At 38.5% G+C, this 26,101-nt stretch carries 35 protein-coding genes; 28 read left to right on the forward strand and 7 right to left on the reverse strand.

Annotated elements, in window-relative coordinates; genetic code table 11:
- The first annotated feature begins 260 nt into the window (after positions 1 to 260).
- From ABD009_RS02555 to ABD009_RS02565, 3 genes are all read left to right on the forward strand, one after another.
- Positions 261 to 914 carry an HNH endonuclease gene (locus tag ABD009_RS02555; protein ID WP_343822445.1) on the forward strand — a complete coding sequence of 218 codons (654 nt, stop codon included), beginning with the start codon at positions 261 to 263 and terminating at the stop codon, positions 912 to 914.
- A gap of 143 nt (positions 915 to 1,057) precedes the next feature.
- Positions 1,058 to 1,642: a class I SAM-dependent DNA methyltransferase gene (locus ABD009_RS02560; RefSeq protein WP_343822446.1), complete on the forward strand. Its 585-nt coding sequence runs from the start codon at positions 1,058 to 1,060 to the stop codon at positions 1,640 to 1,642.
- Between the two features lie 107 nt (positions 1,643 to 1,749).
- Positions 1,750 to 2,193, forward strand: coding sequence for a T6SS immunity protein Tdi1 domain-containing protein (locus ABD009_RS02565; RefSeq protein ID WP_343822447.1), 444 nt, complete (start codon positions 1,750 to 1,752; stop codon positions 2,191 to 2,193).
- Positions 2,194 to 2,297: 104 nt separating this feature from the next.
- Here the strand turns inward: ABD009_RS02565 and ABD009_RS02570 are convergent, their stop codons facing one another.
- Positions 2,298 to 2,573, reverse strand: coding sequence for a type II toxin-antitoxin system RelE/ParE family toxin (locus ABD009_RS02570; RefSeq protein ID WP_343822448.1), 276 nt, complete (start codon positions 2,571 to 2,573; stop codon positions 2,298 to 2,300).
- A gap of 2 nt (positions 2,574 to 2,575) precedes the next feature.
- Positions 2,576 to 2,854: a type II toxin-antitoxin system RelB/DinJ family antitoxin gene (locus tag ABD009_RS02575; protein ID WP_343822449.1), complete on the reverse strand. Its 279-nt coding sequence runs from the start codon at positions 2,852 to 2,854 to the stop codon at positions 2,576 to 2,578.
- 222 nt (positions 2,855 to 3,076) lie between these two features.
- Between ABD009_RS02575 and ABD009_RS02580 the strand changes: the two genes are divergently transcribed.
- A complete protein-coding gene (locus tag ABD009_RS02580) occupies positions 3,077 to 3,310 on the forward strand; it encodes a ribbon-helix-helix domain-containing protein (RefSeq protein WP_155695259.1) in 234 nt (77 codons plus the stop codon).
- Complete coding sequence (locus tag ABD009_RS02585; RefSeq protein ID WP_155695260.1) at positions 3,297 to 3,560, forward strand: type II toxin-antitoxin system RelE family toxin; 264 nt, start codon at positions 3,297 to 3,299, stop codon at positions 3,558 to 3,560. Before ABD009_RS02580 ends, ABD009_RS02585 begins: the two co-directional genes overlap by 14 nt.
- 28 nt (positions 3,561 to 3,588) lie before the next feature.
- On the opposite strand, the gene ABD009_RS02590 is transcribed toward ABD009_RS02585, so the two are convergent.
- Positions 3,589 to 4,539: an IS110 family RNA-guided transposase gene (locus ABD009_RS02590; protein ID WP_343822450.1), complete on the reverse strand. Its 951-nt coding sequence runs from the start codon at positions 4,537 to 4,539 to the stop codon at positions 3,589 to 3,591.
- Positions 4,540 to 4,817: 278 nt separating this feature from the next.
- On the opposite strand from ABD009_RS02590, the gene ABD009_RS02595 reads away from it, so the two are divergent.
- The 10 genes from ABD009_RS02595 (at position 4,818) to ABD009_RS02640 (ending at position 10,163) form a co-directional block, all read left to right on the forward strand.
- Positions 4,818 to 5,246 carry a P-loop NTPase family protein gene (locus tag ABD009_RS02595; protein WP_343822451.1) on the forward strand — a complete coding sequence of 143 codons (429 nt, stop codon included), beginning with the start codon at positions 4,818 to 4,820 and terminating at the stop codon, positions 5,244 to 5,246.
- A gap of 96 nt (positions 5,247 to 5,342) precedes the next feature.
- Complete coding sequence (locus ABD009_RS02600) at positions 5,343 to 5,627, forward strand: hypothetical protein (protein ID WP_343822452.1); 285 nt, start codon at positions 5,343 to 5,345, stop codon at positions 5,625 to 5,627.
- Between the two features lie 69 nt (positions 5,628 to 5,696).
- Positions 5,697 to 6,080 carry a hypothetical protein gene (locus ABD009_RS02605; protein WP_343822453.1) on the forward strand — a complete coding sequence of 128 codons (384 nt, stop codon included), beginning with the start codon at positions 5,697 to 5,699 and terminating at the stop codon, positions 6,078 to 6,080.
- A gap of 373 nt (positions 6,081 to 6,453) precedes the next feature.
- A complete protein-coding gene (locus ABD009_RS02610; protein ID WP_343822454.1) occupies positions 6,454 to 6,672 on the forward strand; it encodes a DUF6500 family protein in 219 nt (72 codons plus the stop codon).
- 121 nt (positions 6,673 to 6,793) lie between these two features.
- Positions 6,794 to 7,225: a GNAT family N-acetyltransferase gene (locus ABD009_RS02615; RefSeq protein ID WP_343822455.1), complete on the forward strand. Its 432-nt coding sequence runs from the start codon at positions 6,794 to 6,796 to the stop codon at positions 7,223 to 7,225.
- 8 nt (positions 7,226 to 7,233) lie between these two features.
- The gene (locus ABD009_RS02620; protein ID WP_343822456.1) at positions 7,234 to 7,656 is read left to right on the forward strand and encodes a VOC family protein; all 423 of its coding nucleotides are present in this window, start codon (positions 7,234 to 7,236) and stop codon (positions 7,654 to 7,656) included.
- Between the two features lie 28 nt (positions 7,657 to 7,684).
- The gene (locus ABD009_RS02625) at positions 7,685 to 8,092 is read left to right on the forward strand and encodes a GFA family protein (RefSeq protein ID WP_343822457.1); all 408 of its coding nucleotides are present in this window, start codon (positions 7,685 to 7,687) and stop codon (positions 8,090 to 8,092) included.
- A gap of 96 nt (positions 8,093 to 8,188) precedes the next feature.
- On the forward strand, positions 8,189 to 8,800 hold the full coding sequence (locus tag ABD009_RS02630; protein ID WP_343822458.1) for a MarC family protein: 612 nt from the start codon (positions 8,189 to 8,191) through the stop codon (positions 8,798 to 8,800).
- Between the two features lie 239 nt (positions 8,801 to 9,039).
- Positions 9,040 to 9,519 carry a hypothetical protein gene (locus tag ABD009_RS02635; RefSeq protein WP_343822459.1) on the forward strand — a complete coding sequence of 160 codons (480 nt, stop codon included), beginning with the start codon at positions 9,040 to 9,042 and terminating at the stop codon, positions 9,517 to 9,519.
- 173 nt (positions 9,520 to 9,692) lie between these two features.
- Positions 9,693 to 10,163 (forward strand): YehS family protein, encoded by a 471-nt coding sequence (locus ABD009_RS02640; protein WP_155695273.1) that lies wholly within the window; start codon positions 9,693 to 9,695, stop codon positions 10,161 to 10,163.
- 147 nt (positions 10,164 to 10,310) lie between these two features.
- Here the strand turns inward: ABD009_RS02640 and ABD009_RS02645 are convergent, their stop codons facing one another.
- From ABD009_RS02645 to ABD009_RS02655, 3 genes are all read right to left on the reverse strand, one after another.
- The gene (locus tag ABD009_RS02645; protein ID WP_155695274.1) at positions 10,311 to 10,637 is read right to left on the reverse strand and encodes a hypothetical protein; all 327 of its coding nucleotides are present in this window, start codon (positions 10,635 to 10,637) and stop codon (positions 10,311 to 10,313) included.
- A 136-nt stretch (positions 10,638 to 10,773) separates the two neighbouring features.
- Positions 10,774 to 11,733 carry an ATP-grasp domain-containing protein gene (locus tag ABD009_RS02650; protein WP_343822460.1) on the reverse strand — a complete coding sequence of 320 codons (960 nt, stop codon included), beginning with the start codon at positions 11,731 to 11,733 and terminating at the stop codon, positions 10,774 to 10,776.
- A 101-nt stretch (positions 11,734 to 11,834) separates the two neighbouring features.
- Complete coding sequence (locus tag ABD009_RS02655; RefSeq protein WP_343822461.1) at positions 11,835 to 12,689, reverse strand: DMT family transporter; 855 nt, start codon at positions 12,687 to 12,689, stop codon at positions 11,835 to 11,837.
- 320 nt (positions 12,690 to 13,009) lie between these two features.
- Between ABD009_RS02655 and ABD009_RS02660 the strand changes: the two genes are divergently transcribed.
- From ABD009_RS02660 to ABD009_RS02700, 9 genes are all read left to right on the forward strand, one after another.
- Positions 13,010 to 13,276 (forward strand): TIGR03643 family protein, encoded by a 267-nt coding sequence (locus ABD009_RS02660; RefSeq protein WP_155695277.1) that lies wholly within the window; start codon positions 13,010 to 13,012, stop codon positions 13,274 to 13,276.
- A 345-nt stretch (positions 13,277 to 13,621) separates the two neighbouring features.
- Positions 13,622 to 14,269, forward strand: coding sequence for a 2OG-Fe(II) oxygenase (locus ABD009_RS02665; RefSeq protein ID WP_343823884.1), 648 nt, complete (start codon positions 13,622 to 13,624; stop codon positions 14,267 to 14,269).
- A gap of 270 nt (positions 14,270 to 14,539) precedes the next feature.
- Positions 14,540 to 14,935: an ACT domain-containing protein gene (locus ABD009_RS02670; RefSeq protein WP_343822462.1), complete on the forward strand. Its 396-nt coding sequence runs from the start codon at positions 14,540 to 14,542 to the stop codon at positions 14,933 to 14,935.
- A 46-nt stretch (positions 14,936 to 14,981) separates the two neighbouring features.
- Positions 14,982 to 15,716: an SIMPL domain-containing protein gene (locus ABD009_RS02675; RefSeq protein ID WP_343822463.1), complete on the forward strand. Its 735-nt coding sequence runs from the start codon at positions 14,982 to 14,984 to the stop codon at positions 15,714 to 15,716.
- Positions 15,717 to 15,718: 2 nt separating this feature from the next.
- The gene (locus tag ABD009_RS02680) at positions 15,719 to 16,342 is read left to right on the forward strand and encodes a fumarylacetoacetate hydrolase family protein (protein ID WP_343822464.1); all 624 of its coding nucleotides are present in this window, start codon (positions 15,719 to 15,721) and stop codon (positions 16,340 to 16,342) included.
- A 78-nt stretch (positions 16,343 to 16,420) separates the two neighbouring features.
- On the forward strand, positions 16,421 to 17,401 hold the full coding sequence (locus ABD009_RS02685) for a hypothetical protein (protein ID WP_343822465.1): 981 nt from the start codon (positions 16,421 to 16,423) through the stop codon (positions 17,399 to 17,401).
- Positions 17,398 to 18,282 (forward strand): pentapeptide repeat-containing protein, encoded by an 885-nt coding sequence (locus ABD009_RS02690; RefSeq protein WP_343822466.1) that lies wholly within the window; start codon positions 17,398 to 17,400, stop codon positions 18,280 to 18,282. The genes ABD009_RS02685 and ABD009_RS02690 overlap by 4 nt, the downstream gene beginning before the upstream one ends.
- Before the next feature lie 7 nt (positions 18,283 to 18,289).
- The gene (locus tag ABD009_RS02695) at positions 18,290 to 18,862 is read left to right on the forward strand and encodes a hypothetical protein (protein ID WP_343822467.1); all 573 of its coding nucleotides are present in this window, start codon (positions 18,290 to 18,292) and stop codon (positions 18,860 to 18,862) included.
- Between the two features lie 67 nt (positions 18,863 to 18,929).
- Positions 18,930 to 19,466: a lipocalin family protein gene (locus ABD009_RS02700; RefSeq protein ID WP_425543058.1), complete on the forward strand. Its 537-nt coding sequence runs from the start codon at positions 18,930 to 18,932 to the stop codon at positions 19,464 to 19,466.
- Between the two features lie 26 nt (positions 19,467 to 19,492).
- On the opposite strand, the gene ABD009_RS02705 is transcribed toward ABD009_RS02700, so the two are convergent.
- Entirely contained in the window at positions 19,493 to 21,925 is a 2,433-nt protein-coding gene (locus ABD009_RS02705) for a TonB-dependent receptor domain-containing protein (RefSeq protein ID WP_343822468.1), read from the reverse strand.
- A 204-nt stretch (positions 21,926 to 22,129) separates the two neighbouring features.
- On the opposite strand from ABD009_RS02705, the gene ABD009_RS02710 reads away from it, so the two are divergent.
- The 4 genes from ABD009_RS02710 (at position 22,130) to ABD009_RS02725 (ending at position 26,081) form a co-directional block, all read left to right on the forward strand.
- The gene (locus ABD009_RS02710; RefSeq protein WP_155695285.1) at positions 22,130 to 22,672 is read left to right on the forward strand and encodes a GbsR/MarR family transcriptional regulator; all 543 of its coding nucleotides are present in this window, start codon (positions 22,130 to 22,132) and stop codon (positions 22,670 to 22,672) included.
- Between the two features lie 53 nt (positions 22,673 to 22,725).
- Complete coding sequence (locus ABD009_RS02715; protein ID WP_155695286.1) at positions 22,726 to 24,093, forward strand: cytochrome ubiquinol oxidase subunit I; 1,368 nt, start codon at positions 22,726 to 22,728, stop codon at positions 24,091 to 24,093.
- Positions 24,086 to 25,084, forward strand: a complete 999-nt coding sequence (gene cydB / locus ABD009_RS02720; protein ID WP_343822469.1) for a cytochrome d ubiquinol oxidase subunit II — start codon at positions 24,086 to 24,088, stop codon at positions 25,082 to 25,084. The genes ABD009_RS02715 and cydB overlap by 8 nt, the downstream gene beginning before the upstream one ends.
- Before the next feature lie 169 nt (positions 25,085 to 25,253).
- Positions 25,254 to 26,081 carry a class I SAM-dependent methyltransferase gene (locus tag ABD009_RS02725; RefSeq protein ID WP_343822471.1) on the forward strand — a complete coding sequence of 276 codons (828 nt, stop codon included), beginning with the start codon at positions 25,254 to 25,256 and terminating at the stop codon, positions 26,079 to 26,081.
- Positions 26,082 to 26,101 lie beyond the last annotated feature (20 nt).

The raw sequence follows: 26,101 nt of genomic DNA on the forward strand, positions 1-26,101 counted from the left end.
ATCTCACTTTTTCCTGTTTCTTTGTCAATTCTTGTTGTGTCTTCATTATTGGCGGCTATCGCAGCATTCGAGGAAAGCTATAGGCTGCGTACTGAACATATTGTGAATAAAAACGAAATATAACAAGAGCCTCAATTCGCTCTCAAGTTCGCTCGGACAATTAACAATGGGTTATTGTCGCTGCGCTCAATAATTTTAACCCATTATTAATTGCCGCTTAGGCTGGCGTTATATTTTTATTCATAGTGTAGGAAATCACAATGGCTCATATCCCAGAAGAAGCACATGTTGTAGCCTACTATTTGGCAAAATTTCCAGATTTTTATAAAAATCTTGAGCCTAATAAAAATATGACGAATTTACTTATTAGTTACTCTCGATTCTTTTCAATGCCAGACAGTTCATTGAAGAGACTTCGCGATGAATATGATGCCTTTTTCCCACATAGAGCTGGTTATAGTGGCGCAGAAAAGAGAGCATCTCGTGTAAAAGTTAATAATTCTCTTAAAAATATAAGTGAAACTGAGTTACATGAAAAAGTATTAAATATTGTAAATGAAGAGTCAGCTATATTACCTGAAATCGAAACCGACACTCCTTTGTGGGAAGGAAAAAGGGTTCAAATTAAAGTTAATAAATTTGAAAGAAATCGATATGCACGTGCTGCTTGTATTGAGCACCACGGATTAACATGTCAATGTTGTTTAAAAAATATGGGTGAACTTTACGGGGCAATTGCAGAAGGTATTATTGAGGTTCATCATATCAAACCTATTTCTGAAATAGGTATTGATTATCAAATTGACCCAATCAATGATTTAGTTCCACTGTGTCCTAATTGCCATAGGGTTGTACATAAACGAAATCCACCGTATACAGTAGAAGAAGTGCAGTCCGCGCTTAAAAAAATATAACAAGAGCCTCAATTCGCTCACAAGTTCGCTCGGACAATTAACAATGGGTTATTGTCGCTGCGCTCAATAATTTTAACCCATTGTTAATCGCCGCTTAGGCGAGCGTTAGGCTATCAATTTGCTTTTAGCTTTAAGGATCAGTTTTGAAGAATGAATGGGATGATTATGCTGAAGGCTGGGATATAGACCCTACTGTTGAAATGTATGCAAAAAATGCATTTTCCGAGCTTACTGCAAATATAGATATTAATGGCTTAGCAGTTCTCGATTTTGGGTGTGGTACTGGCTCGTTAACTAAACTCATGAGCCCCTATGCTAAAAGTGTTCTAGCAATTGATCCATCTTCTGAAATGATTAAGCACTTAAATTCCAAAAGACTTAATAATGTTTGCTCTATAGCTGATTATTTAACTCAGGACTTAATTGAAAGTACTCCTGAATTAAACCACCAGTTCGACCTAATTGTCGCCTCGTCTGTTTGCAGTTTTCTAGATGATTATGACGAGACGTTAAAACTACTGAGATCTTTATTGAAAGGTGGTGGTAGGTTTGTTCAATGGGACTGGTATGCTGAGGGTGAATCGTCTGAAATGGGTCTTACTGAGCAAAGAGTTGCAAACGCATTATTGGGAACGGGCTTTGATGTTATTAAGGTTAATAAACCATTCGTCATGACAAGCTCAAAAGGTAATATGCCTGTTCTAATGGCTATTGCTAAAAAAGCCTAACAAGTGGTTCAAGAAGGTCTCGTAAAAGCTTGCTCGAGCCTTCGGCAAACAGTTTAGCAAGCTAAAACTCGCCTCTTAACCAGGCGTTAGCTTTCTCGGAAGTTTAGATGACATTAAATGATTTAACTGTAAATATCGAGCACCTAGAACGAGACTCTCTATTGTCTGACTGGGAATGGCTATTAGCTGGTGAGTATCTGCCAATTTTAATTTCGGCTTCTGGTGACGCCTTCGTGCAAAACGTTAATAATGATCAAGTTTGGTGGCTCGATACAGGTGGAGCTGAGTTATCTCAAGTTGCTGGCTCACCAGAAGAGTTTAATGAATTACTATCGGACAAAGAGTTCGTTATTGATTGCTTTGCAGTTCAGATGATTGGTGATTTAATTCAATCAGGAAATATTTTGTCTAGTGGCCAAATTTATAGTTTGGTTAAACCTTGGTTGTTGGGTGGGCAGTACGAACTCTCGAATATTGAGCCAACGGACATAGAAGTTCACTTTTCATTAACTGGGCAAGTAGCACAACAAATTGGCGAAAAAGAAAGCTAACAAGTCATTCAAGCAGGACAAAAAACAGCTGGTTTTTGCTCGTGCCTCGCTAATTTTAACCAGCTATTTTATTGCCTCTTAATGAGGCGTTAGTAGCCCTAGTGTCATTCTGGAAACTTCTGCTTTGAATGAATTACTCTCATAACTCTAATATTTTTACCATCGAAGTAATATGACACGATCATTGAGATCTCTGGAATGATTAGTAGTCGGCCATTAATTCCTTCTCGTTCGACCCCCATCTCTGGTTGATATAGTAAATTTTCAACTTTTTCTTCGATAACTTTATCTGTAGCCTCAGCTGCAGGCGCATTAAACTCATACAAAAACCCAAAAATCTTTTCTCTATCGGTTAAAGACTGCTCTTCCCAGTAAATCATTTTTAATCTCGTAACCTAATCGTAGCTTTCCTTTGCTCCATAGAGATCTTAGCTGTTTCATGAGCGATAAACTTAGAATTACCCATCTCCATCTTATCGAATGCTAGGTTTACTTGTTCACTTAGCCAGGTCTCATGTGATGATTTTAATCGTTGCTGCTCAGCTAGTTGCTCAGTCAATTCTCGACAAGCATCACTAATTGTTCTGCCCTGACTTTCAGCCATCTGTTGCGCCAACTTTTTTACATCTTCGTCTATTCGGAATTGAATTCTTGTATCCATAACCACCTCGTCATCACAACTGTACACACAGGTTAGCGAAGGGCAACTAACAAGTCAATTAAGCAGGACTAAAATCAATTGGTTTACAACGCAAACACCGCTAGAGTATAACCAATTAATTTTTAGCCTCTTATTGAGGCGTTATAAGCCCTATTTAAAATCTGGTTTTAAACAACAATGATGCTACAATGTTAAAACGCTATAACATTGTGGAGTTTAACCATGAGTAATTTATCTAAACGTTCTACTGTATATTTTGAGCCAGCTATTCATCAAGCATTGAAAATTCGTGCTGCGTCTTCTGATGTTTCGGTTTCTGAGCTTATTGATGAAGCTGTTCGTTTATTGATGCGCGAAGATCAAGAAGATCTCGCCGCTATTTCTGAACGCTCTAAAGAGCCTGAATTGTCATATGAAGACTTTCTAAATGAGCTTAAGTTAGATGGCAAAATATAAACTTTCGTTTAAAAAGTCAGTCACGAAAGACTTTAAAAACATTCCAAATAAGGATGTTTCTAAAATTTTGAGAACCATTGAAGGCTTAATTGATGATCCTAGGGCTGAGGGATGTATTAAATTGTCCGGTTCTAATAATTATCGGGTAAGACAAGGTTTATATCGTATTATTTATGAAATCAAAGATGATTTGTTGATAGTTAACGTAATTAAGGTAGGACATCGATCTGCGGTTTATAAGGGCTTCTAACAAGAGACTATGGCATCAATAGCTAAATCTAAGCTTTTGGCGCTTCCCATAATTCACCGTCTCTAAGCATCGAATTCAAGATCACAACCATCTTTCTGACACACGCTATTATGTCGACTTTTTTAGGCTTTCCTGCTTCAACTAACCGCTGATAAGTCTCCTTAAAAACCGGATTAGACTGTATGGCTGACATCATTGCCATATATAAAACAGTGCGAACTTGATGCCTTCCGCCTTGGACTGTTCTTTTCCCTTTAAATACACCACTTTCTCTGCTCATAGGGGCGACTCCAACTAGTGAGGCGGCTTGTTTATTTGTCATGTATCCAAGCTCAGGTAGGTTGCTTCTTATTGATGCTGAAGCGATTTTCCCGATGCCTTTCATGCTCTGAAGGATGGTGTTCTTGGCCTGGTAATCAGGACAACTTTCGATGAGAGATACTATTTTACTTTCGACTTTTTCTATTTGATTTTTGAGTGCTGTTAATATTGGTTTTATGGTCATTTGAAGGCTTTTGGATAAAATTTGTGAGCGGTTCTTTTCCATTGTTTGCATACCTAGCAATTGATTCCTCCGAGCGACTAAATCACTCATAGCTTGCATTGTGTCTGGCTTTAACGTGGATAGTGGAGGCTGAATAACTTCACCGTAATGAGCAATGAGCTGCGCATCGAGCTTGTCGGTTTTAGCACGCTGACCAATGGCACCAGCAAAGCGCTTTATGTGTATTGGATTAGCAATAACAAACGGTAAATTAACTTTTGCACAAGCCATAATAAAAGGCATTTCGAGTCGGCCCGTTGCTTCAATAATGATGCGTTCAGGCTGGTGTTGTTTTATCTTTTTAACGGCCTCTTTTATTCCAGCTTCATCATTGCTGACACTAAAGAAAATATCGAGAGGACGAATGTAAATGTCGAGCTGAAATTTACCAGTATCGACACCGACGTTATTGTTTTGCTTCATTTCTGATTTCATAATAAGCTAACTCCTGCTTGCATAATGCGGGTTCGGGACCCAGTAGACTATTCGAGTATTTTGCTTGGAGTCCTATTTGGTGTTCATTCTTGTTATCGGTCTCTCAACTGAGGAGCCTATGCCTAATCGAACTACCAAATAGAAAGGTCTTAGTTGCAGCTAAGGCTTGGGTCTCACTTTACCGGAAATAGTTAAATTTGGTGGGTGTATTATCCATACAAGCGCCTCAAGGCTCGTAAACTCGCTCTGGAAAATCAACATTAGCTAAAGAACTTGTATTGAAACATAACCTAAGCCATTTAGATCTGGATAATATTGCCTGGAAGCAAATATCTCCGCCAGAACGAATGCCGATCTCCGACTCTGAAAAATTAATTAATGACTTTTTAACATCACATAAGCGTTGGGTTATAGAAGGCTGTTATTCTGATCTCTTAGAGTTAGTTATTCCGATGGCTAGTGATGTTGTATTTCTTAACTTGCCAATCAACGAGTGCATAAATAACGCTAAAAAACGACCTTGGGAACAACATAAGTATGAGAGCAAAGAAAAACAGGACGCAAATTTAAAAATGCTTGTGGACTGGATTTCTATGTATGATACCCGTGAAGACTCCTTTTCAAAAGTTGCGCATCTAAAATTATTTGATAGTTTTAAAGGCAAAAAAATAATGTTTAGCTCAATGATAGGCGTTCATAAAAGATAGTTAAAAAAGGTATCGTGAAAGCTTACTCGAGCCTTCTACAAACAATTTAACAAGCTGTAAACGTCCAATATTAGGTCGTTTCTTTTGGGAGTGGTTATGAATCTGGATAAATCGAAAAAACGTATTGCAAAAAGAGTGAAAAGTGGGTTTCACGGCTACCCAAAACTCTCACTAACTTATTATGGCGAAACAACAGCATGGGCTAATGAGGTGGAAGTGAGTTTTACTTTAGAGGAAGGTGCTGATGTTCAAATACAAAGTTTTTCAAGTGAAGGTGACGCAAGGTCTGACGAAGTAATTCAAACTACGTTAGTCAAGGTGATTGAACGCTCAAATGTAAAAACAGTCGAAGAGCACACTGAAGTACTGGTCCGTATGTAGAATATAGATTTTCGAAATCTAACAAGGTTCTTGAAGCTTACAAGATTATTGAAGCTTTTTAGTATCTCAATGCACAGGCAAGTAGAGGCTATTGTCTATGCACATAATATTTTAGCCTATCAATTAGCCTCTCAGTCAGGCGTTTTTAAACCGGAGAATGTTTTGGGCACTAGCAACAAATTAGACTTATTTATTATTTTATTACTTGTATTACCGCTTATTATTGAGTTTGTTAAACCACTAAAGCAAAAGCTGAAGTCTTTATCACAAGGTGGTAACTTATCTGCTATCAATGCCTCGCTTGGTGCGGGTTTGATTTTTGTTCATGACTTTACTAACCCATACGTTAGCATGACTTTTTTGACACTAGGGTTTATTCTTTTTTTCATTACATATGCAGTATCGTTGGCAGCGCTTAAAGAATTAAAGTTTGAAAAAGAAAAAGGCAAGTAATCAGTAGATTTATTAATATTAGGGGAATAAATATGGAAACATTCGGAATCATTGGATTTATATTCGGGATAGTTGCATTAGCAAAAGTGGTGAAGTTAGAAAAACACCTTAAAGATAATAATGTATTGCCAAAAGACTATAAGTAAGCTGTTATTCAATTTAACGCTTGTCACGACAACCTCAGCTTGAGTTATTGTGCTTATATTGAAGCGTGAAGCATCATTTTTAGTAACAAACAGCAGACGTCGCAGTTCGGCAGTTCGGCAGTTCGGCAGTTCGGCAGTTCGGCAGTTCGGCAGTTCGGCAGTTCGGCAGTTCGGCAGTTCGGCAGTTCGGCAGTAAGTTTAAGCAAGCTAAGTATGGAAGACTATTTATGAGGCCGGAATTAAGAAGTAAAATCATCGAGGTTTGTGATAAAAAAATAGCATTAAAAGGTGATAATGTGGGTTTATCTTTTTATGCTTTTTTCGCCAACAGAAACGATAACCCTGAATTACTAATGGAGGCGGCTACTTGGTGGATACAAACCCATCAACTAGATCATTTTGTTAAAGCTCACAAAGTAAAAGAAATGATTCAGAATAATCTGTAATCTATATAAAATTATAAATAGTAATTAAAAAGCCGATAAGGTTTGTCTAAACACCTTCTTCATCAAAGTTTAACTGACAAATATTTGCACTATACCCAAACATTCGTATCAAGGAGCAACAATGGAAGTTCATTTAGTAAACTCAGAAATTGAGTTAACTTCTGTTGCAGAAGTAATACTTCAACTACGAACACAATACACCCTCGATTCTCTTATTGAGCAAATTAAAAAACAACAGAAGTTAGACTACCAATTAGCTTATGTAGTATCAGATGGTGATATTTTATGTGTGGCTGGTTTTGTAGTCGGTGAGAAACTCGCTTGGGGCAAACATATTTATATAGATGATTTAGTTACCAATGAAAACCATCGGTCCGATGGTGTTGGCACGTTTCTCATTAATTGGTTTAAACGTTACTGTTTAGAGCTTGGCTGTCAGCAACTACACTTAGATTCAGGTATTCAAAAGTTTCCTGCTCACCGGTTTTATTTAATAAACCGTTTCAATATTGCTAGCCATCACTTTTCAATCACAAATATTAACGGCAAGTAGATTTAGTTATGACTGACATTACACAGCAGCAAATCGGTAATATTGCATTACTTGTCAAAGATTACGATGAGGCTATTGAATTTTATACTCAAAAGCTTCAGTTTACGTTAGTTGAAAATACAGATTTAGGTAACGGTAAGCGATGGGTTCAAGTATCCCCCCCTAATTCCAATGGCGCAAATTTACTGCTAGCAAGAGCCAGTAATGATATGCAGACTCAGGCTATCGGAAATCAAACCGGTGGTCGCGTGTTCTTATTTCTACAAACGAATGACTTTTGGCGAGACTATGAATTAATGCAAAAAAGTGGGGTTTTATTTAACGAAACGCCAAGGGTTGAAGAATACGGAACCGTTGCTGTCTTTGAAGATCTATATGGCAACAAATGGGATTTGCTTCAACTAAATAACATCAACAAGTCGTCTTATTAAAAAGCTAAATTGTGGAGAGTTCTGAGTTATGTACGTTGGTTCCTGTTTGTGCGGAGAAGTAAAAATCAATTTAACTGGCTCAATTAGTAACATAATTCATTGCCATTGTTCACTTTGTAGGAAAAATAGCGGAACAGCCTACGCTACGAATGGTTTCGTTAATTCCGCTGACCTAAAAATAGTATCTGGGCAAGAACGCTTAACTCGATTTTCTTTTAAGGCAGGACGTTTTAGATACTTTTGCTCTCATTGCGGCTCACCTGTTTATAGCGCAAGTGAGTCCGATCCTTCTCGCTTAAGAATTAGATTGGGTATTTTTGATTCAGATATTTCAGAGCGTCCGATATCTCATAATTTCATATCGTCTAAAGCAAGCTGGGAAGATTTAGATGCCGACCTACCAAGGTATGACTCTTTTGAACCTAGCCGAGAATAACTAGGTTAAACATTCTTAATTTGGTCATAGTTGAAGATACAGTTACGGGCCTTATAGTGTATTTACGTATTAACCCTTTCTAGAGGATGAAGTAAATTGTTAGATAAAATATTACACGATTTTTTGATTATATGGGCCACCATAGATCCAATTGGAACAATGGCACTATTTACCGGCCTGACTCTTAAACTAACGGCTGAACAACGCAAGAAAACGGCCTATAAAACTATTTTTTATGCACTACTTATCCTCACTGGTTCTATAATAGTTGGGCAGTTACTTTTAGGTGCTATGGGAATAAGCCTCATTTCCTTTCAAGTTGCAGGAGGCATTATTCTGTTTTTGTTAGGCTTGCAAATGATATTCTCAAACGGCAACCAGGAAGAAACCGGAGAGCCCCTTCATGACATTTCAGTATTCCCACTTGCCATTCCAGCAACAGCATCCCCTGGTGCGATTTTAGCCGTTATATTAATTACCGATAATAATATTTATACCATTAAAGAGCAGGTAGTGACTTCGCTCACTATGCTCTTTGTTTTATTAATTACGCTTGCGCTACTATTGTTATCTACACGCATTATTAGAGTTATTGGAAACGGCGGCGCATCACTGCTCACAAGAATTATGGGAATGATATTAGCTGCGTTGTCTGTTGAATTTATTATGAAAGCTCTTGGTATTGCTAAGTGGGTAGGCACACAATAGTCTTTAGTTTTGGCAAAACTGTTAAGTTTAAAAGCCAAAGACCAAGTGACCTTCTCTGTCATAAACGATGTTTTTTACCTTTTTATTGTTGATGTGTTTTATTATTTTATTATTTTATTATTTTATTATTTTATTATTTTATTATTTTATTATTGCAATAATACAAAAACTGGTCTTTACTAAAAATGTTAAGTTTCAAATATATAAGATGCTTACTTCCAACAAAAAAAGGATATTTAATGATGAAAAGTATTAAGTTAGTCGTTGCAGCCATTATTGGCTCTATTGTTTCGGGTTGCTCCGTTTTACCACTAAGCAGTTCAATCGATGAAGGACATTTTCGATTTCAAAACTTTATAAACGACACTAGTAGAAACACAGAATACCTTCATTTAATGTGTCACCAAAAAAGGCCTGTAGGTTGGAATCAATCTAAGGAGTATTTAGGTGGTGAACATAATCTTTGGGTAAAAGCTGTAGTAGCTAAAACAGACATTCAAAATAGTCGAAGAGAAGCTTTTATCAATTTTGAAGTTGATCTAGAAGCAGGTAATACATACATGTTGAACAGAAAAGTAGATGAGAAACAGATTTCTATTTGGATTCAGAATGCAGAAACTGGTGTTGTTGTTTCCGATGTAAAAGTTGCCAAGCTAGAACTACCAAAGTTAGTAGAAAAACGATTGAGACGTGAGCAATGTGAGTCTGGAACGATCTAACCTCTCGCAAATAACTTTAGCTTATTAACTTCTTAGTAACTTAACTGCAAGCCACCTATAAATATAAGGTGGCTTTTTTGTCTCTTTACCCTTCCCTTTCTGCTAAAATGAACTTAATCGCCCATCAACCATTTTGGTAAACGGGCCCAGCCTAAGACTAGGAACTACCTACATTGACTAATAATGACGTGTTACGCCGCCTTCGCTTTACTTTTGATTTAAAAGATTCTGCGCTTATTGATATCTTTTCTTCCACTAATGTTTCTGTGACTAATGATCAAATTACAGACTGGTTAAAAAAAGAAGAAGACGAAGGGTATGTAAGTCTGCACGATAAAGACTTTGCATCATTCCTTAATGGCTTTATCAACCTAAAACGCGGCAAACGTGAAGGTGCTCAACCAGAGCCAGAGAAAAACCTTAATAACAACATGATTTTTCAGAAGCTTCGTATCGCCCTTAATTTACAAGCTGAAGATATACTAGATATTTTAGCGTTAGCTGACTTTAACTTAAGTAAACATGAGTTAAGCGCCCTATTTAGAAAGCCTGGCAATAAAAATTACCGAGAGTGTAAAGACCAGATTCTTCGTAACTTTTTACAAGGTGTACAGCTTAAATATAGACCTATTCAAAGCAAATAACGCCTACGAAAAGTAAGCAATAAATGCTATAGGCAAGTAGCGCCACTAAAAATAAAAAAGCCGACTTAAGAAGTTAAATTCTAAGTCGGCTTTTTTGTAATTCTAATTCAAACAAAGTCCTAAATTTAGGCTAAGTCGAATAAAACGTTATTTTTTGCTTTTGTTCTTTCTTTTTGTCAATACACCCACTTGGCGGGCAATAGTCAATAAACCTTCAGATACATCACCGGCACCATCTTTTACTAACTTACTTACATCCGCCGAAGAAAACATAGAACCACTTCCAGACTGCACACCTTTTGCTCTTACAAACTCTTTGGTTTTACCCGTACTGGCCGTTTCAATATATTTTAATAGTATTTCTTCGTTTAAGCTTTTTGGCTTTGTTTTAAGAGTTTTAATTTTACTATTAAGTTCTGCAATCTCTGCTTCAAACAACTCAATTAGCTCTTCAATGTTGGTATAAGATTTCATTTTTTCTCAGTTAAGTTAGCACTTAGATAAGTAATTATACCTTAGCTTGGCCAATTCGCTTACTACCTATTTCAAAATTCAATATGCTTTAACTAAAAGCAGTTGAGTGTGGGTTGTTGAATTCGGGTTATTGAATTCAGGTTGTTAGATGTAGTCCGTTAAGTTTAGCTTCCAAATATTTAGCTAACTCAAGCATAGCAAACGTGCCCGCTATTGATTCTGCATCTGAGTTGTAGTTGGTATTGGTATTTACGTCGTAGGCATAAACATTACCATCTTGGTCTTGTATCGCTTCAATACCTGCGACTTGAATGTTGTTAGATTCTAAAAATGCCTCATAAGCAGGAATAAAACTTGGGGAATAATCCGTTAAAATTTCGAACTTTGCTTTTACCTTAGTTGCGCTGCCTTCAGCTTCATCTGTAGGGCAAAACATATCCTCAATAGAACAAGCATCTGCTGGGCATAGCTCAAAACCTTCAGAGGTGTCCACTTTAACTGCGTATAAAAACTTACCGCCAATAAACTCGTGCCTGATTATAAATGGTTCTGGCGCTTCAATGTATTGTTGCACAAGCGTAATACCATCAACGGGCTCGTCAAATGCGTCACCCTCAACATAGTCAGATAATGCTGATAGCGAGTGAAACAGCTGCACGCCTTGTCCTTTACCTGCTCTGTTGTGCTTAGTAATAAATGAAGCTTGATCTAATTTTTCCGCCGCCTCTATAATCTGCTTTTTACCTACCGCAGCTAACGTTCTTGGTGTTTCAATACCAGCAGTATTTAGTGCGGTATATTGATTAACTTTACTTACCTCAAGTCTCAATGCTCGACTGCCGTTGATCACAGTTCTGCCATGATGCTCTAACCAGGCTAACACTGCCTCGGTAAACTCAGGCGCAAAACGGTGGTTACGCGTATGTGATGACGCACTTATACGATTGTAAAAAACGCCTTCTGGTGGCTCTGAAGACAGGTCAATCATGCCTTCATCAAGGTGCCACATTTCATAAGGAAGATCTAATTCATCCAAACGATGTTGTAAGTGAATAGTCCACTCATTGTTTTCGTGTAGTACATATATTTTTTTCATAGGATGATCATCGCTTTTAATTTGGACTAAATATTAATCTGATTACTTAATTGCATGTATTGTCGTATAAACAATGGCGTTTCCTAAAGAACATTTGGTTTTCATTTATGCGCTTTTCGTATTTTAATACTCAACCACAATGATAAAAGGATGATACCGCCGCCAATACTTAAGCGACTTAAATCCGCTTCTCTATTCCAAATTATTAAATTTACAATAATGCCTGCTGGAATGAGCAAGTTATTCATCGCGGCTAACGTACCCACATTTACCTTTGTTGCCCCATGATTCCAACCTAAATAACCTAGTCCAGAAGCAACGACACCTAAGTAAACCAAGATCCCCCACTCTGTAGTGGTTGTTGGTAAACGTTCGACATTGCCAAATAAGGCATAACAAGCCGACGCTAAAATGAATGCGCCAATATAAAAGTAACCAAACAAAGCCTTAGGGTTTTCACTAATTGCCAAATTTGACTCAGAGGACATGAGCCTTTTGTAACTCACCTGTCCAAAAGCAAAACAAATATTGGCACACTGCACTAGCAGTAAACCAAAAAGAAAACCTGACGTTACGTTGTCGAGCCGAATTGTGAGCGCACCTATAACGGCAACAAGCGCAGCTATGAAAAACGGCTTATTAAACCTTTTATCCAATAAATCGTTTAAAAGAGTGACATACAAAGGAGTTAGTACCGTAAATAAAAGAACTTCCGGAACGCTGAGATACAAAAATGAGTGATAATAAAAGCCATACATCAGCCCCAACTGCACAGCGCCAATAGCCATTAACTTGAACTTTACAGATGGCATTGGTTTTAAAAACGGCAAAAACACAACCATGGCCAAAAATGTTCTAACGAGCACAGAAAACCAAGGATCAACATTTCGTAAATAAACCCCGATTAAACTAAACGAAAAAGCCCACAGCAAAGTAATCAATAACAAATAACGCATTAAATTAAACCAAATCAATTAAATTAAACGAATCGCCTACTCTACTGATGGTAAATAGTTGGAAATAGGCTGGAAAATAGTGTCGCAAGTTTACGGGATTCAAATCTTCTGTAAATACTCTAATTTTTGTACTTGTATGTAATCGATTTGACGCTGTCGACCGTATAAATTTCCCGAGTAGAATTTGGATAAAAAGTTTACTTTTAGATTCCCATTATAGAGTTTCCGTATAGAGTCTCGGTATAAAACTTCGGAATAAAATCTCAGTATAAAATTTCCGTATGTATTCTCGGTATAAAATTTTTAAGAGCTTTAATAAAATGACTGATAACTTAAATGAATTAACAGCAACAGATGAATCAAGAATAATAGAAATGGCGTGGGAAGATAGAACGCCTTTTGAAGCAATAGAGCATTTGTACGGTATGAGTGAAAAGCGTGTGATTCAACTTATGAGAACGAAGTTAAAAAACAGTAGTTTTAAACTATGGCGTAAACGAGTTTCAGGTCGCACCACCAAACACCTCCAACTGAGAGATCCGTCTATAATTCGCTCTCACTGCTCCACTCAATATAAACAACGATAACCATGTTATAAAAAACAGGTAGTCTCATTTGGAAGTAGTTTTACTCTGTTAATGATTTCACTAGTTAATAGGTGCATTTTGGTATTGGTTTCACTAGGCATCTATTTAACGCAGAGTTTTGAATTACGTTAGCTAATTTGTGTATCTAATCTTAATACATTTGAGTAGACTCCGCCTTTAATTCACTTTTAAGGCAATCCCTTATTGAACGCATTATCCGTTCCTTTAAATCATAGCGATTTAACGCTTAACAAAGTTAACCATAACCTCAAAAAGCATATTCTCCCAAACAGTTCGTCTTCTAATACTACTGCGGCCAATACCGTTAATGTTAGCCAACACACATTGGTTCACAAAGTATGGACCAATGACACCCTTTTTGACGCCATTGCTCATGACCTTACAGTAGATGGTTTTTCTATTAAACACGGGGCTCTGCCACCTGAATTGATCTCCGCTTTGCAGGCGCAGCAACTAGTGATTCCTGAGTCTAATTTTAAAAATGCAGGCATAGGTAGAGAAACTGATTTTATACAAAATGAATTTGTTCGAACCGACGAGATTTGTTGGATAACGGGCAATACTGAAGCAGGTATAAGCTGGTTAGATTGGGCATCAAGTTTACAGAGCTACCTTAATAAACGTTTGTATTTAGGTTTGTTTTCGTTCGAAAGCCATTTTGCTCATTACGCGCCAGGCAAATATTACAAACGTCACTTAGATGCTTTTAAAGGTGAAACAAACCGTGTTTTGTCCATCGTGGTGTACTTAAACTCAGCTTGGACACAAGGTGACGGTGGTGAGTTAGTTATGTATAAAAATCAACACGATTTAGAAGGCATAAGCGTTGCACCACAACAAGGTACTTTAGTGGCATTTTTAAGCGAAGAGTTCCCTCATGAAGTATTACCAACAAAGCGAGATCGTTACTCTATTGCGGGTTGGTTTAGAGTAAACTCATCGAGCAGAGATAAGGTTGACCCACCTGCTTAAATTTATTTTAAACTAATTGACTTAGTTATTGTCTGTACATTAACGTATTAACAAAATAAGCATGACCAACGAAACGCCATATTAACCAATCTTTATCAATTGGAAATGGCGAACTGGTCTGTCAAAAAGTAAAGGAGTATTAAGATGTTAAGCTTGCAATCTCCCAAATGTTTTTGGTCTCGATATCGTCGAATATCACTGGCACCTGATACTTTTTATTATTTTAGCGTTTCTTTACTGTTGGGCTGAATTAGCCGTAGGGGTTTTATTTTGAATGGTGAGACTAATTTAGACACGTTATTAACGTCTATGCAGCCAGAGCTCGTTGAAACAGAGTATGTATTTTGTTGTATTGAGACAACCCTACTTAATGTACTCAGGTTAGAACCGATTGCGACCTTTAAAGAGCATGAAGGATTAACCGTTGTCATAAGCAAACAAACGGCCGACGCTGAGGGAATGCAATACGATGGTGTTTTTAATCAAATTACACTGACCGTACACTCGAGTTTAAACGCCGTTGGTTTGACAGCAGCAGTTGCAACTAAGCTTGCGGAAAAAGGCTTAAGTGCGAATGTGATTGCTGCTTTTTATCATGATCACATATTTGTACAAACTGATGTTGCCGACAAAGCCTTAGCAGCCCTCAATGAGTTTACCCAATAACAGAAAAACAAATCACCTTATTGGAACCAATAAGACAAGGACACTTATGAAAAATCATCGTTTTTACCAGCAATTAGCAAGCCTTATGGTGTTAGCCTTAAGCACATTCTCGGCAAATGCTTCCGTGCCTGATAATCGTCATATTGTTATTGTAGGCTCTGCACAAGTTCAAGCATCACCGGATATCGCTGTCATTAGTCTGGAATTGGAACACAAAGATAAAAAAAGCATCACGGCCAAGCAGAATATAGACAATCGCGTAAATCAATTGCTCGATGGTTTGAGTAAATTTATGATTACTGAAGACAATGTCTCTGCATCTAGCATTTCCACTCAACCTGTTTACCTATACAGAAATAACCAACAAACACTTGATGGATTTCGTGCCAGCCGAACGTTAAAAGTGACCCTAAATGACATTACACTATTAAACGACTTTTTGGACTTTGCACTGACCGTTGGAGTCAATGAAATTAGAAACATTCAATTAAAGTCATCTAAAGAGCTAGAGCTTAAGAAAGAAGCAAGTGCACTAGCAGTAAAAGATGCCAAAACAAAAGGCCATACATTAGCTTCTGCATTCGATGCGAAGTTAGGTCGAATTTACAGTATCAATTCAACCTCTAGCTCTAACTATGACCGCTATGGCGCCAATCAAAGTATAGAACGCATAACCTTTTCCGATAACGCGGTTGCCAAAGCAAGACCAGGTAAGTATTTACAAGAAAACTTAGTTTTCACTTCGTCTATCAACGTTGTTTTTGATCTAGAGCTTAATTAATCGTGAAACAAATTAAACTCGACAATAAATTCGTCACACCATCAAAAGTAGTCTGTATTGGCCGTAACTATGTTGAACATATAAAAGAGCTGGATAACGAGCAACCTGACGCTCCAGTTATTTTTGTAAAACCTAATTCCGCTATTTCTGATCACCTATCTGCAGGAGACAGCAATACCGATGGCCACCACTATGAAGCAGAGCTCTGTTTGTTGATTAGCAACAAACAGATTAGTGCAGTTGGTTTTGGTTTAGACCTAACCAAACGTGAATTGCAAACTCAGCTAAAAACCAAAGGGTTGCCATGGGAACGAGCCAAGGCGTTTGACGGTGCAGCGGTATTTAGTGATTTCACTTCTTTTTCTGGAGACATAAATCACCTTTCCATTAAGCTATTTATTAACAACCAGTTAATTCAACATGGTTCTGTTAAACAAATGATATTTCCGCCTAATGCCTGTTTATCTGACATATCTTCATTTATGACGTTATATGATAACGACATCATTATGACTGGCACACCTAAAGGCGTTGGTGAAATAGAAGTAGGAAGTACCTTTAAAGGACAAGTACTGGAAGGTGAGCGCGTTATTATCGAGGCCAAGTGGCTGGTTGCAACGTTATAACACTTGGCTATTTCCTGTTAAGCCCTTATCATAATTAGAATTGATACCTTTAAATAATGTGATTGAAGTCAAAGCCTTATGAGTCAAAAAATCCAAACCAAATTAAACGACAGTGCCCACATTTGTCAGGTATCTAACCACCAACTGACGCCTTGTGGTTACCATGACAGCCGTGTTTATTGCGAGTTTTCAGGTATTACTGACGACTTACTTGAGTCAAATTCAGATAGATTTCACTCTTTTATGCCGCCATCTAAAGGCGCAACAGAATTAGCAAAGCTATTTTGTGCAAACTATCCACCAGCTGGTAGTTGGTATTTGGTTAAAGAACAAAGACTGTGGTTTAAAGAGTCACTCAAGCAACGTTTAATCGCACACACTGCTGATACGCCATTTCAACTTCTTATTGCCGGCGTAGCGAGTTATGTTCATGCTTTGGGTCAACTTTTAATTTGTGCCCAAGCTCAACGCGAACTCCAACTTTCTTTTAAAATACAAGTGACTTTTAGTGACCGTTGTAGCTTTCCGCTAGAACAAATCAGAGCCTTTTTGAAAGCCGCTGAAGCAACTCCATTTTTCAGATATTCTTTTGAAGTAGAAGATAAAAAATTCAAATGCCCTAAAGCATTAGACAAACTTGTCAGAGATTTTCACAAGGAATTAAACGACATTTCTGTTCAATACCAATTGGGCGACTTAACAGATTCGTCATTGTTTCCAAACGAGCAATTTGATTTGGTTTCCGAGCACTTCATGACATCGTTGTTATATAAAAACTTTGAGATAATAAAACCTATTCGAGCTAATTACTCTGCATGGCTTAAATCAGGTGGTTGGTTATTTAGCGCAGACGGTATTCGAGCTGACTCAGAGGTATACACTGATTTTGCTGCATTAAACGCAGACGTTGGTTTAGTGTTAGATGACAGTTCCACCACTCCGGTTTGGGATCCTTATGGATTACCACAAGAAGTGTTTCAAGCCATTTTAGATTCAGCAGGTGCTAAGCGTTATCCGGTTGAAAACGACAATACAATGTCGGGGTTTGTTAAACAATGAGCCAGACATTTACAAATGACGATGCCAAAGGCATCAACTTTACCGGAAAAGACTTAAGTAATTGTGTTTTTCAACAATGTAATTTAAGTAGTACTGTTTTTGAGAGTTGTGACTTAACAGGTGTCATTTTCGATCGATGTTTTACCGAAGAAAATGCGTTTGCGAGTTTTTCTAAAGCAAACTGCACAGAGAGCATGTGGCGTGGTTGTCGACTTACAGAATCAAACTTTAACGATACAAACTTAGCGGGCGCACGATTTAGAAATACCGACATTTCGGGTTCAAGTTGCAGAGATTCTCATTGGGATGACTCTCGTCTTGACGATGTTGACTTTTCATTGGTGGACTTTGATTTAGCCAGCTTTCGGAATGTGAAAGTACTTAGAGTTAAGTTTAAACCAGCACTGGTTACCAGTACTCGTCACTTTTTGAGACTGCTTAAACAAAAGCAAACGGCAAAACATACTATCTTCACATCTGGTACGGAACTCTCCCCTTTTATTGAGTATTGCTCGCGAGAATATCGCCTTAGTTTATTGCTATTAGAAATTGAGCAATTGCCGTTTTTATCTAAAATACCAAGAGTATTGTTTGCCGCTATTATTGGTTTAGTCTCTGACTTTGGCCACTCGTTAAAACGATGGGCAATTTCATCATTATTAATGGTTAGTGTATTTGCCGGATATTTTGCGCAATTCAAAAGCCAGGTTTTCTCCGGGTATAGCGACGCCTGGCATCACTCTTTATTGCACTTTATCAATCAAGGAAACTTTCAAGCAGCAACAAACGGCCCTGTGCAAACCAGTTTGAATGTATTGGGGTACTTTATGTTGGGTATTCTTATTTCTATTATAACCAATCGATTTGTAAGCCGCTGGTGATTTAATTATGCAGTTTTTATTGATCACCGATATTTTTGGCCGCACGCCCGCAGTTTCTAGCCTTGCTAACGAGTTATCTGATAATACGGTTATTATTGACCCGTACAACACCGAAGAGCAAAATTTTGGGGATGAAGCACAGGCTTATCAAACTTTTATGGAACACGTTGGAATAGAGACTTATGCCAAACAAGTAAGCAAAGCAGTTGCTGGTCTAGCTGTCCCAACGGTAATTGTTGCATTTAGTGCTGGCGCGTCGGCCTTATGGTCGGTTAGTGAGAGTATCACCAATGCAAATGTTAGGTTCAACATCCTATTTTACGCATCACAAGTCAGGCACTTCTTAGCTGTTAAACCCGCCGTAGAAAGCCACATGATATACCCAAATGAAGAAACGCACTTTTCAATTCCTGAGTTGGTGACTAAACTGGCGTTTATACCTAACGTAAAACTAGAAGTGAGCCAATATAAACATGGCTTTATGAATGAACTTAGCGATAACTTCAGTGCAGAAGGTTACAAGATGTATGTGCAACGAATAGATGACTTAGTCAGCACACACCAATGGCAAAGCGAGTAACATCTGATTCCTGTAATTTAATGTCTGCACCTAAAAACATAAACCCTTTAGAACCATAGAGAATAATATGCGCACGTCATCCTTTCGCTTCATCAAGTTAATTATCACCGTTTTAGCAGTATCTGTTATAGCCGGCTGTTTAGGTATGCCTGAAAAGGTAAAACCTATTAACCAGTTTGAATTACCTAAGTATTTAGGCAAATGGTATGAAGTAGCAAGGCTTGATCATTCCTTTGAGCGCGGTTTAAGCCAAGTTACCGCTGAATACCAACTAAAAGAAGGTGGCGGTGTTAAGGTCATCAATAGAGGTTTTTCCGATGAGGAAAATGAATGGTCAGAAGCGTTAGGCAAAGCTTACTTTGTTGAAGATGAAAGCACAGGCTACTTAAAAGTTTCATTTTTTGGCCCGTTTTACGGCTCTTATGTCATTTTTGAAATGGACCAAGAAAACTATCAATATGCCTTTGTATCTGGCCCCGATACGGACTTCCTTTGGTTATTGTCACGGACACCAGATATTAGCGATGAATTACGAAACCAGTTTATTACAAGTGCTCAAGACAAAGGCTTTGATACCAGCAAGCTGATTTTTGTTAAGCATTAATCAATAAATACAGCCTCTATAACTCGCTAAAAGTAAAAACGCAGTGTTATTGAGGTTGTCCGGCCAGCGAGGGTGCGAGCCCTAATTATGTTGTTTGCTGGTAACGCCCCCTCTTCTGACTCTGTAATTCCTTTAGAATCAAATGCATTATTGATATTCAACGACACCGTTAAGTTGTCACTTAAGTTATAGTCTGCAAACAAGTTAAACTGAGTATAAGCGTCAAACTCCAGTTCATTACTGTCTTGAGCGTAAGCGCCGCTTGAACCAATTAAGTTTGCTCCAACAGCTGCTGACTCAAAGCTATACCTGCCCGTAAATGAATAAACAACATCCGCTTGGCGTCGTGGTGTATTACCAACAACCGATTCATTTAATGCATCTTTAGCGATTTCTGCATCTGTTAGCGTGATGTGGCCTCTTAAGTCAAAATTACCGACAAAGTAAGATGCCTCAACTTCAACACCCATCGCTTCATATTTTCGGTCAAAAAATCGTTGGCTAGTTGCTTCAAAGTTTTGCTCTTCTGTCTCTGCATAAAAAGCAGTGGCAAAAATAGCCAATTCGTTTTGACGATATTTAACACCCGCTTCAATTTGATCGACTTCATCAATGGCATCAGCAGACGCAACTGAACCATCAGCTCTAACCTTACCAAACAGAAGTCGGTCGGCGTTTGCTCGGCCACCATGGCTTATGCGAGCAAAAACAGCCGTATCTTTGTCTACTTTATAGTTCACGCCAACAGAGTAGGATGTATAGTCCCAGTCGTAGTTAATTGGCGATGCATTGGCATTATCAATATTTACAACATCAACTTCTGGCATTGAAATAACGCCATCGCCGTTCATATCATAAGTACCAGTTGTAGCACCTGCATATGTACCGCGAGCTTCACCGCTGTCATATCTAACACTTGCGTCAAAAGTAAAGTCTTCATAGTCGGTTGTCACGGCAACATAAGGCGCAGTGACGGTATAATCAGCATCGTAATTTCTTTGACAACAGTTGCTCCAGAATGGCGTTCCATAAGCGTATAAACCATTATCTGAATAAGAAGTACCGTCTTCTGCTACTACATTTACCAAAGCAGCATTGTCACCTTTTTGCTCTAATAAATAAGAATTCCATAACCAGCTCATACCAATGTTTTGTGTGGCCGCGTAATAACCAAAAGTCACATTCGTATTGTCTAAGGTTTTTGTTAGCTTAATGTCATTAACAATGTTATCAAAATCGTCCATTTCAACATCAAATGTATGGATCCTCATTACATAATCTGAATTATAACTATTACCTGCTTGTAGACCATTCGCATACTCTAATGTCGCGCCAGAACCTGCAATACTCTCAGCGACAGCGGAAGCTTCACCTACTTCTGCAGGGAAAGGAGCATTAAAAGTACCGCTTACTGAAGATTTTCTGAATCGATTTTCTACTTGCCAGTCATTACCTAAATCAAATGATGCTTCTACACCAAAAGAGTCCACCAAAGGACTCATACCATCTCTTATATCACCAAAACGTAATTCTCCATTTTTGCCTCTAGATAAGGTTTTGGTGAAGTATGCCGAGTGTGGCGTATCTGAAAGAGAGTCGAATCCCGGTAATGAGCTACCATTGACTCGTACAGGCATAGGTAAGTAACCAATTGAGTTGTCATCTAAATGTTTGAAATATAAACGTACATAACCCGAATCAAAGTCCTTTGTTATATTTGCTTTGATTTGGCCGCCTTTGTTTGCGGTATAACCAGCATCTCTTGGGCCATCGCCTTGTCTTACAAAACCACCAACGTGGAACCGTAACGTGTCATTTATTTCTGTTCCGTACTCAAAATCTGTTTTAAATGAGTCATAGTCAACGCCAAAGGTTGTTGCAACGCTGCCACCATCATCTTCACCTGTTTTACTGATAAGGTTGATAATACCGCCAGGTGAATTACTCGCGAGCGTTGAAGCCGAACCACCACGTATCGACTCTACTGAAGAAACTGTTGAATCTGCTCGTAGAAATATATCAGCGTTACCAAAAGCAATATCACCAAATTGTAATACTGGTAAGCCATCTTCTTGTAACTGAAGGAACTTAGCTCCACCAGATGCTACTGGCAATCCACGAACCGCAATGTTGGCATTACCTTCACCGCCCGTTGCTTCAGAACGAACGCCAGGAATAAGTCTAAAGATCTCAGCGGTTGTTCGTGGCGTAGCAACTTCAATACTTGAAAGATCGACGCTACTAATAGAAACACTAGAGTCCATTACGTTTTTGCCTTTTACAACACCTGTAACGGCGATACGCTCAAAGTCCAAGCCACTCACATTTTTAATATGGTTATCTGAGCTTTTATATACGCTTTCTATTTTTGGTTTTGTATTTAAAGGCTTTGCATTCGCACACACGATACTAAAACACAGCAATAAAACGACTAACGCAGCGTTAACATTCTGCTTCATAAAAGTTCAACCAAAAGGGATCTCGCATTTATTGGATGTTTAAAGTCTAGTCTTAAAATAGAAGAAAGGGCTACACCTACTCAAAGTATCCACATATCTAAAAACCCACCCTTATAATTTAAATTCAAACAAAGCTTGACCATCCCATCTTCTGATTTTAAACTTTCAGTAATTTCTGAAACTTAAATAGGAAGTGTAAATAAAATGACGCCAAAAATAGAAACCTTTGTTATGCACTGCGGTGAAATGGGCAGTCGATGGGGATTTAACCGCACTATAGGTCAAATGGTTGGGTTGTTAATTGTTAGTGATAAGCCATTAACAGCGAACGAATTATCGGACACGTTAAATATTTCTCGCGGTAATGTCAGCATGGGCATCAAAGAATTACAAAGCTGGCGTTTAATAAAAACTAAACACGTTCCTGGTGATCGTAAAGATTATTATGAACCTGCTGGCACCATTTGGGAGCTGGCAACACAAGTATTTGAAGAGCGCCGAAAACGAGAAATGGACCCTACCCTGTCACTGCTTCGTTCAGTGATTATTGAAGAGCCAGCAAACGTTCAAGAGGAATATGCCCAAGACAAAATGATGGAAATTCATAATATTCTTGAGTCTATTACGAGTTGGACAAGTGAATTGCAATCGATGAATCCAGATAAACTTAAAACACTGATGAAGCTTGGTTCTAGTGTTGGCAAGGTTCTGGATATGAAAGACAAGTTGTTAAGCAACTCAAAATAAACCTGACGTTCAAAGCATTATAGTAGTGCCTTTGGGTGCTCACGGAGTTATTTATGTTAGATACATTTATCCTGTCGCGAATTCAATTCGCAGCCAATATTAGTTTTCATATATTGTTTCCAACCATTACCATCGCCCTGTGTTGGTTTTTGCTTTTCTTTAAAATCCGTTTTGATATCACTCAAGACCCTATTTGGATGCGTGCCTATCGCTTTTGGGTAAAAGTATTTGCGCTTACTTTTGCATTAGGTGTGGTTAGTGGCATCACCATGTCATTTCAATTTGGTACAAACTGGCCGGGCTTTATGGAAAAAGTCGGTAATATTGCAGGGCCACTGTTAGGTTACGAAGTACTAACGGCGTTCTTTTTGGAAGCGACATTTTTGGGGATAATGTTGTTTGGCATTAAAAGAGTTCCACCCAAAGTACACACATTAGCAACGGCGGTTGTTGCTCTTGGCACGACATTATCTGCATTTTGGATCCTTTCTCTAAATTCGTGGATGCAAACACCCACAGGTTTTGAAATGAGAGATGGCGTAGCCTACCCGCTTGATTGGTTTGCTATCATTTTTAATCCTTCTTTCCCTTATCGATTCAGCCACATGCTTATTGCATCTGGAATAACAGCAAGCTTTTTGGTTGCTGGCATAAGTGCGTATCGCATTTACCGAGGTGACAATAAACGAGCACCAAAGCTGACGTTAAAAATAGCACTGATAGCCGCTATGGTGTTAACTCCTCTGCAAGCCTTTGTTGGTGATCTTCATGGCTTAAATACGTTGGAACACCAACCTCAAAAAGTCGCTGCGATGGAAGGTGTATGGGAAACAGAAAGTGGTGTGCCACTATTGTTATTTGCGATTCCTGATGAAGAAACCCGCACAAATCACTTTGAAATTGCTATTCCAAACTTAGCCAGTTTGATCCTAACTCACGACGCCGATGGCGAAATCAAAGGTTTAAATGAATTTGTTGGTGAGCATCCACCTGTTAAACCGGTATTTTATGCTTTCAGAGTCATGGTTGGTTTAGGCATGTTAATGATCTTGATTGCCTGGTGGTGCGGTATACGTGCAATGCGAAATAAAAACTTGTCTGCGATGCAGTTAAAAGTGCTTATAGCAATGAGCTTTTCTGGTTGGGTAGCGACATTAGCCGGCTGGTACGTTACTGAAATTGGCCGACAACCTTACTTAGTATCAAACGTGCTCACGGTTGAACAAGCGGTTACGGACATCGCGCCAACGAATGTTGCATTTAGCTTAACCTTGTACCTGCTTTTATACGGGTTCCTACTTTGCGCTTATTTATACACAATTTTTGTAATGGCGAATCGCGCCGTTGAAATTGAAGAAATGAAGCCAGAAGTAAGCTCACTGGAAATTCAAACCAACCCAGCAGGAGAAGCTCATGTTTGAACAAAATACGTTGGCTATCATTTTTGTTTCACTAATGGGCTTGGCCGTTTTACTATACGCAATTTTAGATGGTTATGACTTAGGTGTTGGCATGTTATTACCGCTGCACGATGATAAAAGCGCGGATACTATGATTGCCAGTATCGGGCCATTTTGGGATGCGAATGAAACTTGGCTCGTGTTAGCCGTTGGCTTGTTGCTAATAGCGTTTCCCGAGGCACATAGTTATATCCTCAAAGAGTTATATATTCCCGCAACATTATTGTTGTTGGGGCTAATTTTACGTGGTGTGGCGTTTGATTTTAGGGCGAAGGCGAATATTAGTCATAAACCAAGTTGGAATTTCGCTTTTAAGCTCGGCTCTTGGCTAGCTTCGTTTTCTCAAGGTTATATGCTTGGCTCATACGTAACGGGATTTTCAACGGACACCTTTAGCATTGTATTTGCAATTTTAAGCGGGCTTGGTGTTTGCGCCGCCTATTGTTTTATTGGCGCTACCTGGCTTGTTATGAAAACGGAGTCGTCTTTACAAGAGTGGTCGATTAGCATCGCAAAAAAGGCACTGGGCATCGCTTTTACCGGCATTCTACTTGTTTCATTAACCAACTTAGTATTAAACCCAGAAATTTATGAAAAGTGGTTTACCTGGACAGTAGGTGTGTTTTTATTGCCTATTCCAATTGTGTGCGCCGTGTTATTTGGTTTTTGCTATAAAGCGCTATCCCAACTTCAAGTAAAACCAGATTTTGGTGCCGGTTACCCGTTTATATTAGCGGCGCTTATTTTTGTTTTAAGTTTTGTTGGCTTAGGTTACAGCTTTTTCCCATACATTGTTCCTCATCAGATCACCATATGGGAATCCGTGGCCGCCAAAGAGTCACTTAACTTTTTACTTTACGGCGCAGTGATTGTTGTTCCTACTATTCTGGCCTATACCGTTTATTCCTATCGAGTATTCTGGGGCAAGGTCCAGGAGTTGCGATACTATTAGTTACGTGGCGCAGCTCTCTGCAAGTAAGAGTCTAAAAATTTGAACACTAAAAGTAGAATTTCGAAAAATGAAAGTTAAAAGGCAGGCATAGTAATACCTGCCTTTGCTTTGTTTCTCATGTTTTACGTATTTGATATAATCTAAAAACGTTCTATTAAGAAACCATCAAATGTATTTACCTAAAAACTGCCGAGTAATAACCGTTGGCGACGGTGACTTAAGTTTCTCTCGAGCATTATTGGCTCATGTATCGTCTAATAATCTCATTGCATCAACTTACGACAGTGAATCGGTACTTAGAAGTAAATACAAAAATAACGCATTGGATGATTTGTTGAATGCCGGTGTCGCCGTATTCCATGATATTGATATAACTAATTTAGAAAGTGTTAAACAGTTACCTCAAGAACAGGCCGACATTGTTATTTTTAATCACCCTCTTGTGCCTACACAAAAAACTTATGCGCAATATCAAAAAGAACGTGATAAAACCGCGAACCTACTTAACCGGAACTTGTTGTATCACTTTGTAAAACACAGCTTTGATGTTTTGTTATCGAGCAGCGGTGAACGTCTATGTTATATCACCACTAAGTCAGTGAAGCCTTATAGCCACTGGCACATTGAGACCAGCTTAACCCCTTTATTTCTAAATTCTTTAGCTACAGGCTCGGGTGATTCCAAAAATAGCGTTGAGTTTTTAGGTAGTGAAGCCTTTAACGTGTCTCTATTTAAAAACTACTTAATTCGTAATGTAGATAGAGACAAGTGCGTTAAACATGAGGCGAGTGATATTTACGTCTATTCCGACAATAACGAGCACAACATTAAATCGAGACTAACGTCATTTCAGTATGACCAAGAAGGCTATTGTTCGCTTTGTAGAAAAGGTCCATTTGCCAACCAAGCAGACTGGGAACTCCACAAAAACACTCGCATTCACAAAGCTCAATGGCAATATCACTTAGATTGGCAGCAATATAAGAGCCTTCTATAGGCATTGCCTGCTACATTGCC

The organism is Psychrosphaera haliotis, from assembly GCF_039523615.1.
Lineage (GTDB): Bacteria > Pseudomonadota > Gammaproteobacteria > Enterobacterales > Alteromonadaceae > Psychrosphaera > Psychrosphaera haliotis.

Coding starts and splice junctions, on each gene's coding strand:
- ABD009_RS02700 (WP_425543058.1), top strand. CDS start 18,930: ATGCGCACGTCATCCTTTCGCTTCATCAAGTTAATTATCACCGTTTTA.
- ABD009_RS02685 (WP_343822465.1), top strand. CDS start 16,421: ATGAGTCAAAAAATCCAAACCAAATTAAACGACAGTGCCCACATTTGT.
- ABD009_RS02715 (WP_155695286.1), top strand. CDS start 22,726: ATGTTAGATACATTTATCCTGTCGCGAATTCAATTCGCAGCCAATATT.
- ABD009_RS02695 (WP_343822467.1), top strand. CDS start 18,290: ATGCAGTTTTTATTGATCACCGATATTTTTGGCCGCACGCCCGCAGTT.
- ABD009_RS02605 (WP_343822453.1), top strand. CDS start 5,697: ATGCACAGGCAAGTAGAGGCTATTGTCTATGCACATAATATTTTAGCC.
- ABD009_RS02580 (WP_155695259.1), top strand. CDS start 3,077: ATGAGTAATTTATCTAAACGTTCTACTGTATATTTTGAGCCAGCTATT.
- ABD009_RS02620 (WP_343822456.1), top strand. CDS start 7,234: ATGACTGACATTACACAGCAGCAAATCGGTAATATTGCATTACTTGTC.
- ABD009_RS02690 (WP_343822466.1), top strand. CDS start 17,398: ATGAGCCAGACATTTACAAATGACGATGCCAAAGGCATCAACTTTACC.
- ABD009_RS02635 (WP_343822459.1), top strand. CDS start 9,040: ATGATGAAAAGTATTAAGTTAGTCGTTGCAGCCATTATTGGCTCTATT.
- ABD009_RS02600 (WP_343822452.1), top strand. CDS start 5,343: ATGAATCTGGATAAATCGAAAAAACGTATTGCAAAAAGAGTGAAAAGT.
- ABD009_RS02650 (WP_343822460.1), bottom strand. CDS start 11,733: ATGAAAAAAATATATGTACTACACGAAAACAATGAGTGGACTATTCAC.
- ABD009_RS02710 (WP_155695285.1), top strand. CDS start 22,130: ATGACGCCAAAAATAGAAACCTTTGTTATGCACTGCGGTGAAATGGGC.
- ABD009_RS02705 (WP_343822468.1), bottom strand. CDS start 21,925: ATGAAGCAGAATGTTAACGCTGCGTTAGTCGTTTTATTGCTGTGTTTT.
- ABD009_RS02655 (WP_343822461.1), bottom strand. CDS start 12,689: ATGCGTTATTTGTTATTGATTACTTTGCTGTGGGCTTTTTCGTTTAGT.
- ABD009_RS02625 (WP_343822457.1), top strand. CDS start 7,685: ATGTACGTTGGTTCCTGTTTGTGCGGAGAAGTAAAAATCAATTTAACT.
- ABD009_RS02725 (WP_343822471.1), top strand. CDS start 25,254: ATGTATTTACCTAAAAACTGCCGAGTAATAACCGTTGGCGACGGTGAC.
- ABD009_RS02675 (WP_343822463.1), top strand. CDS start 14,982: ATGAAAAATCATCGTTTTTACCAGCAATTAGCAAGCCTTATGGTGTTA.
- cydB (WP_343822469.1), top strand. CDS start 24,086: ATGTTTGAACAAAATACGTTGGCTATCATTTTTGTTTCACTAATGGGC.
- ABD009_RS02585 (WP_155695260.1), top strand. CDS start 3,297: ATGGCAAAATATAAACTTTCGTTTAAAAAGTCAGTCACGAAAGACTTT.
- ABD009_RS02590 (WP_343822450.1), bottom strand. CDS start 4,539: ATGAAATCAGAAATGAAGCAAAACAATAACGTCGGTGTCGATACTGGT.
- ABD009_RS02565 (WP_343822447.1), top strand. CDS start 1,750: ATGACATTAAATGATTTAACTGTAAATATCGAGCACCTAGAACGAGAC.
- ABD009_RS02570 (WP_343822448.1), bottom strand. CDS start 2,573: ATGATTTACTGGGAAGAGCAGTCTTTAACCGATAGAGAAAAGATTTTT.
- ABD009_RS02615 (WP_343822455.1), top strand. CDS start 6,794: ATGGAAGTTCATTTAGTAAACTCAGAAATTGAGTTAACTTCTGTTGCA.
- ABD009_RS02645 (WP_155695274.1), bottom strand. CDS start 10,637: ATGAAATCTTATACCAACATTGAAGAGCTAATTGAGTTGTTTGAAGCA.
- ABD009_RS02660 (WP_155695277.1), top strand. CDS start 13,010: ATGACTGATAACTTAAATGAATTAACAGCAACAGATGAATCAAGAATA.
- ABD009_RS02555 (WP_343822445.1), top strand. CDS start 261: ATGGCTCATATCCCAGAAGAAGCACATGTTGTAGCCTACTATTTGGCA.
- ABD009_RS02610 (WP_343822454.1), top strand. CDS start 6,454: ATGAGGCCGGAATTAAGAAGTAAAATCATCGAGGTTTGTGATAAAAAA.
- ABD009_RS02575 (WP_343822449.1), bottom strand. CDS start 2,854: ATGGATACAAGAATTCAATTCCGAATAGACGAAGATGTAAAAAAGTTG.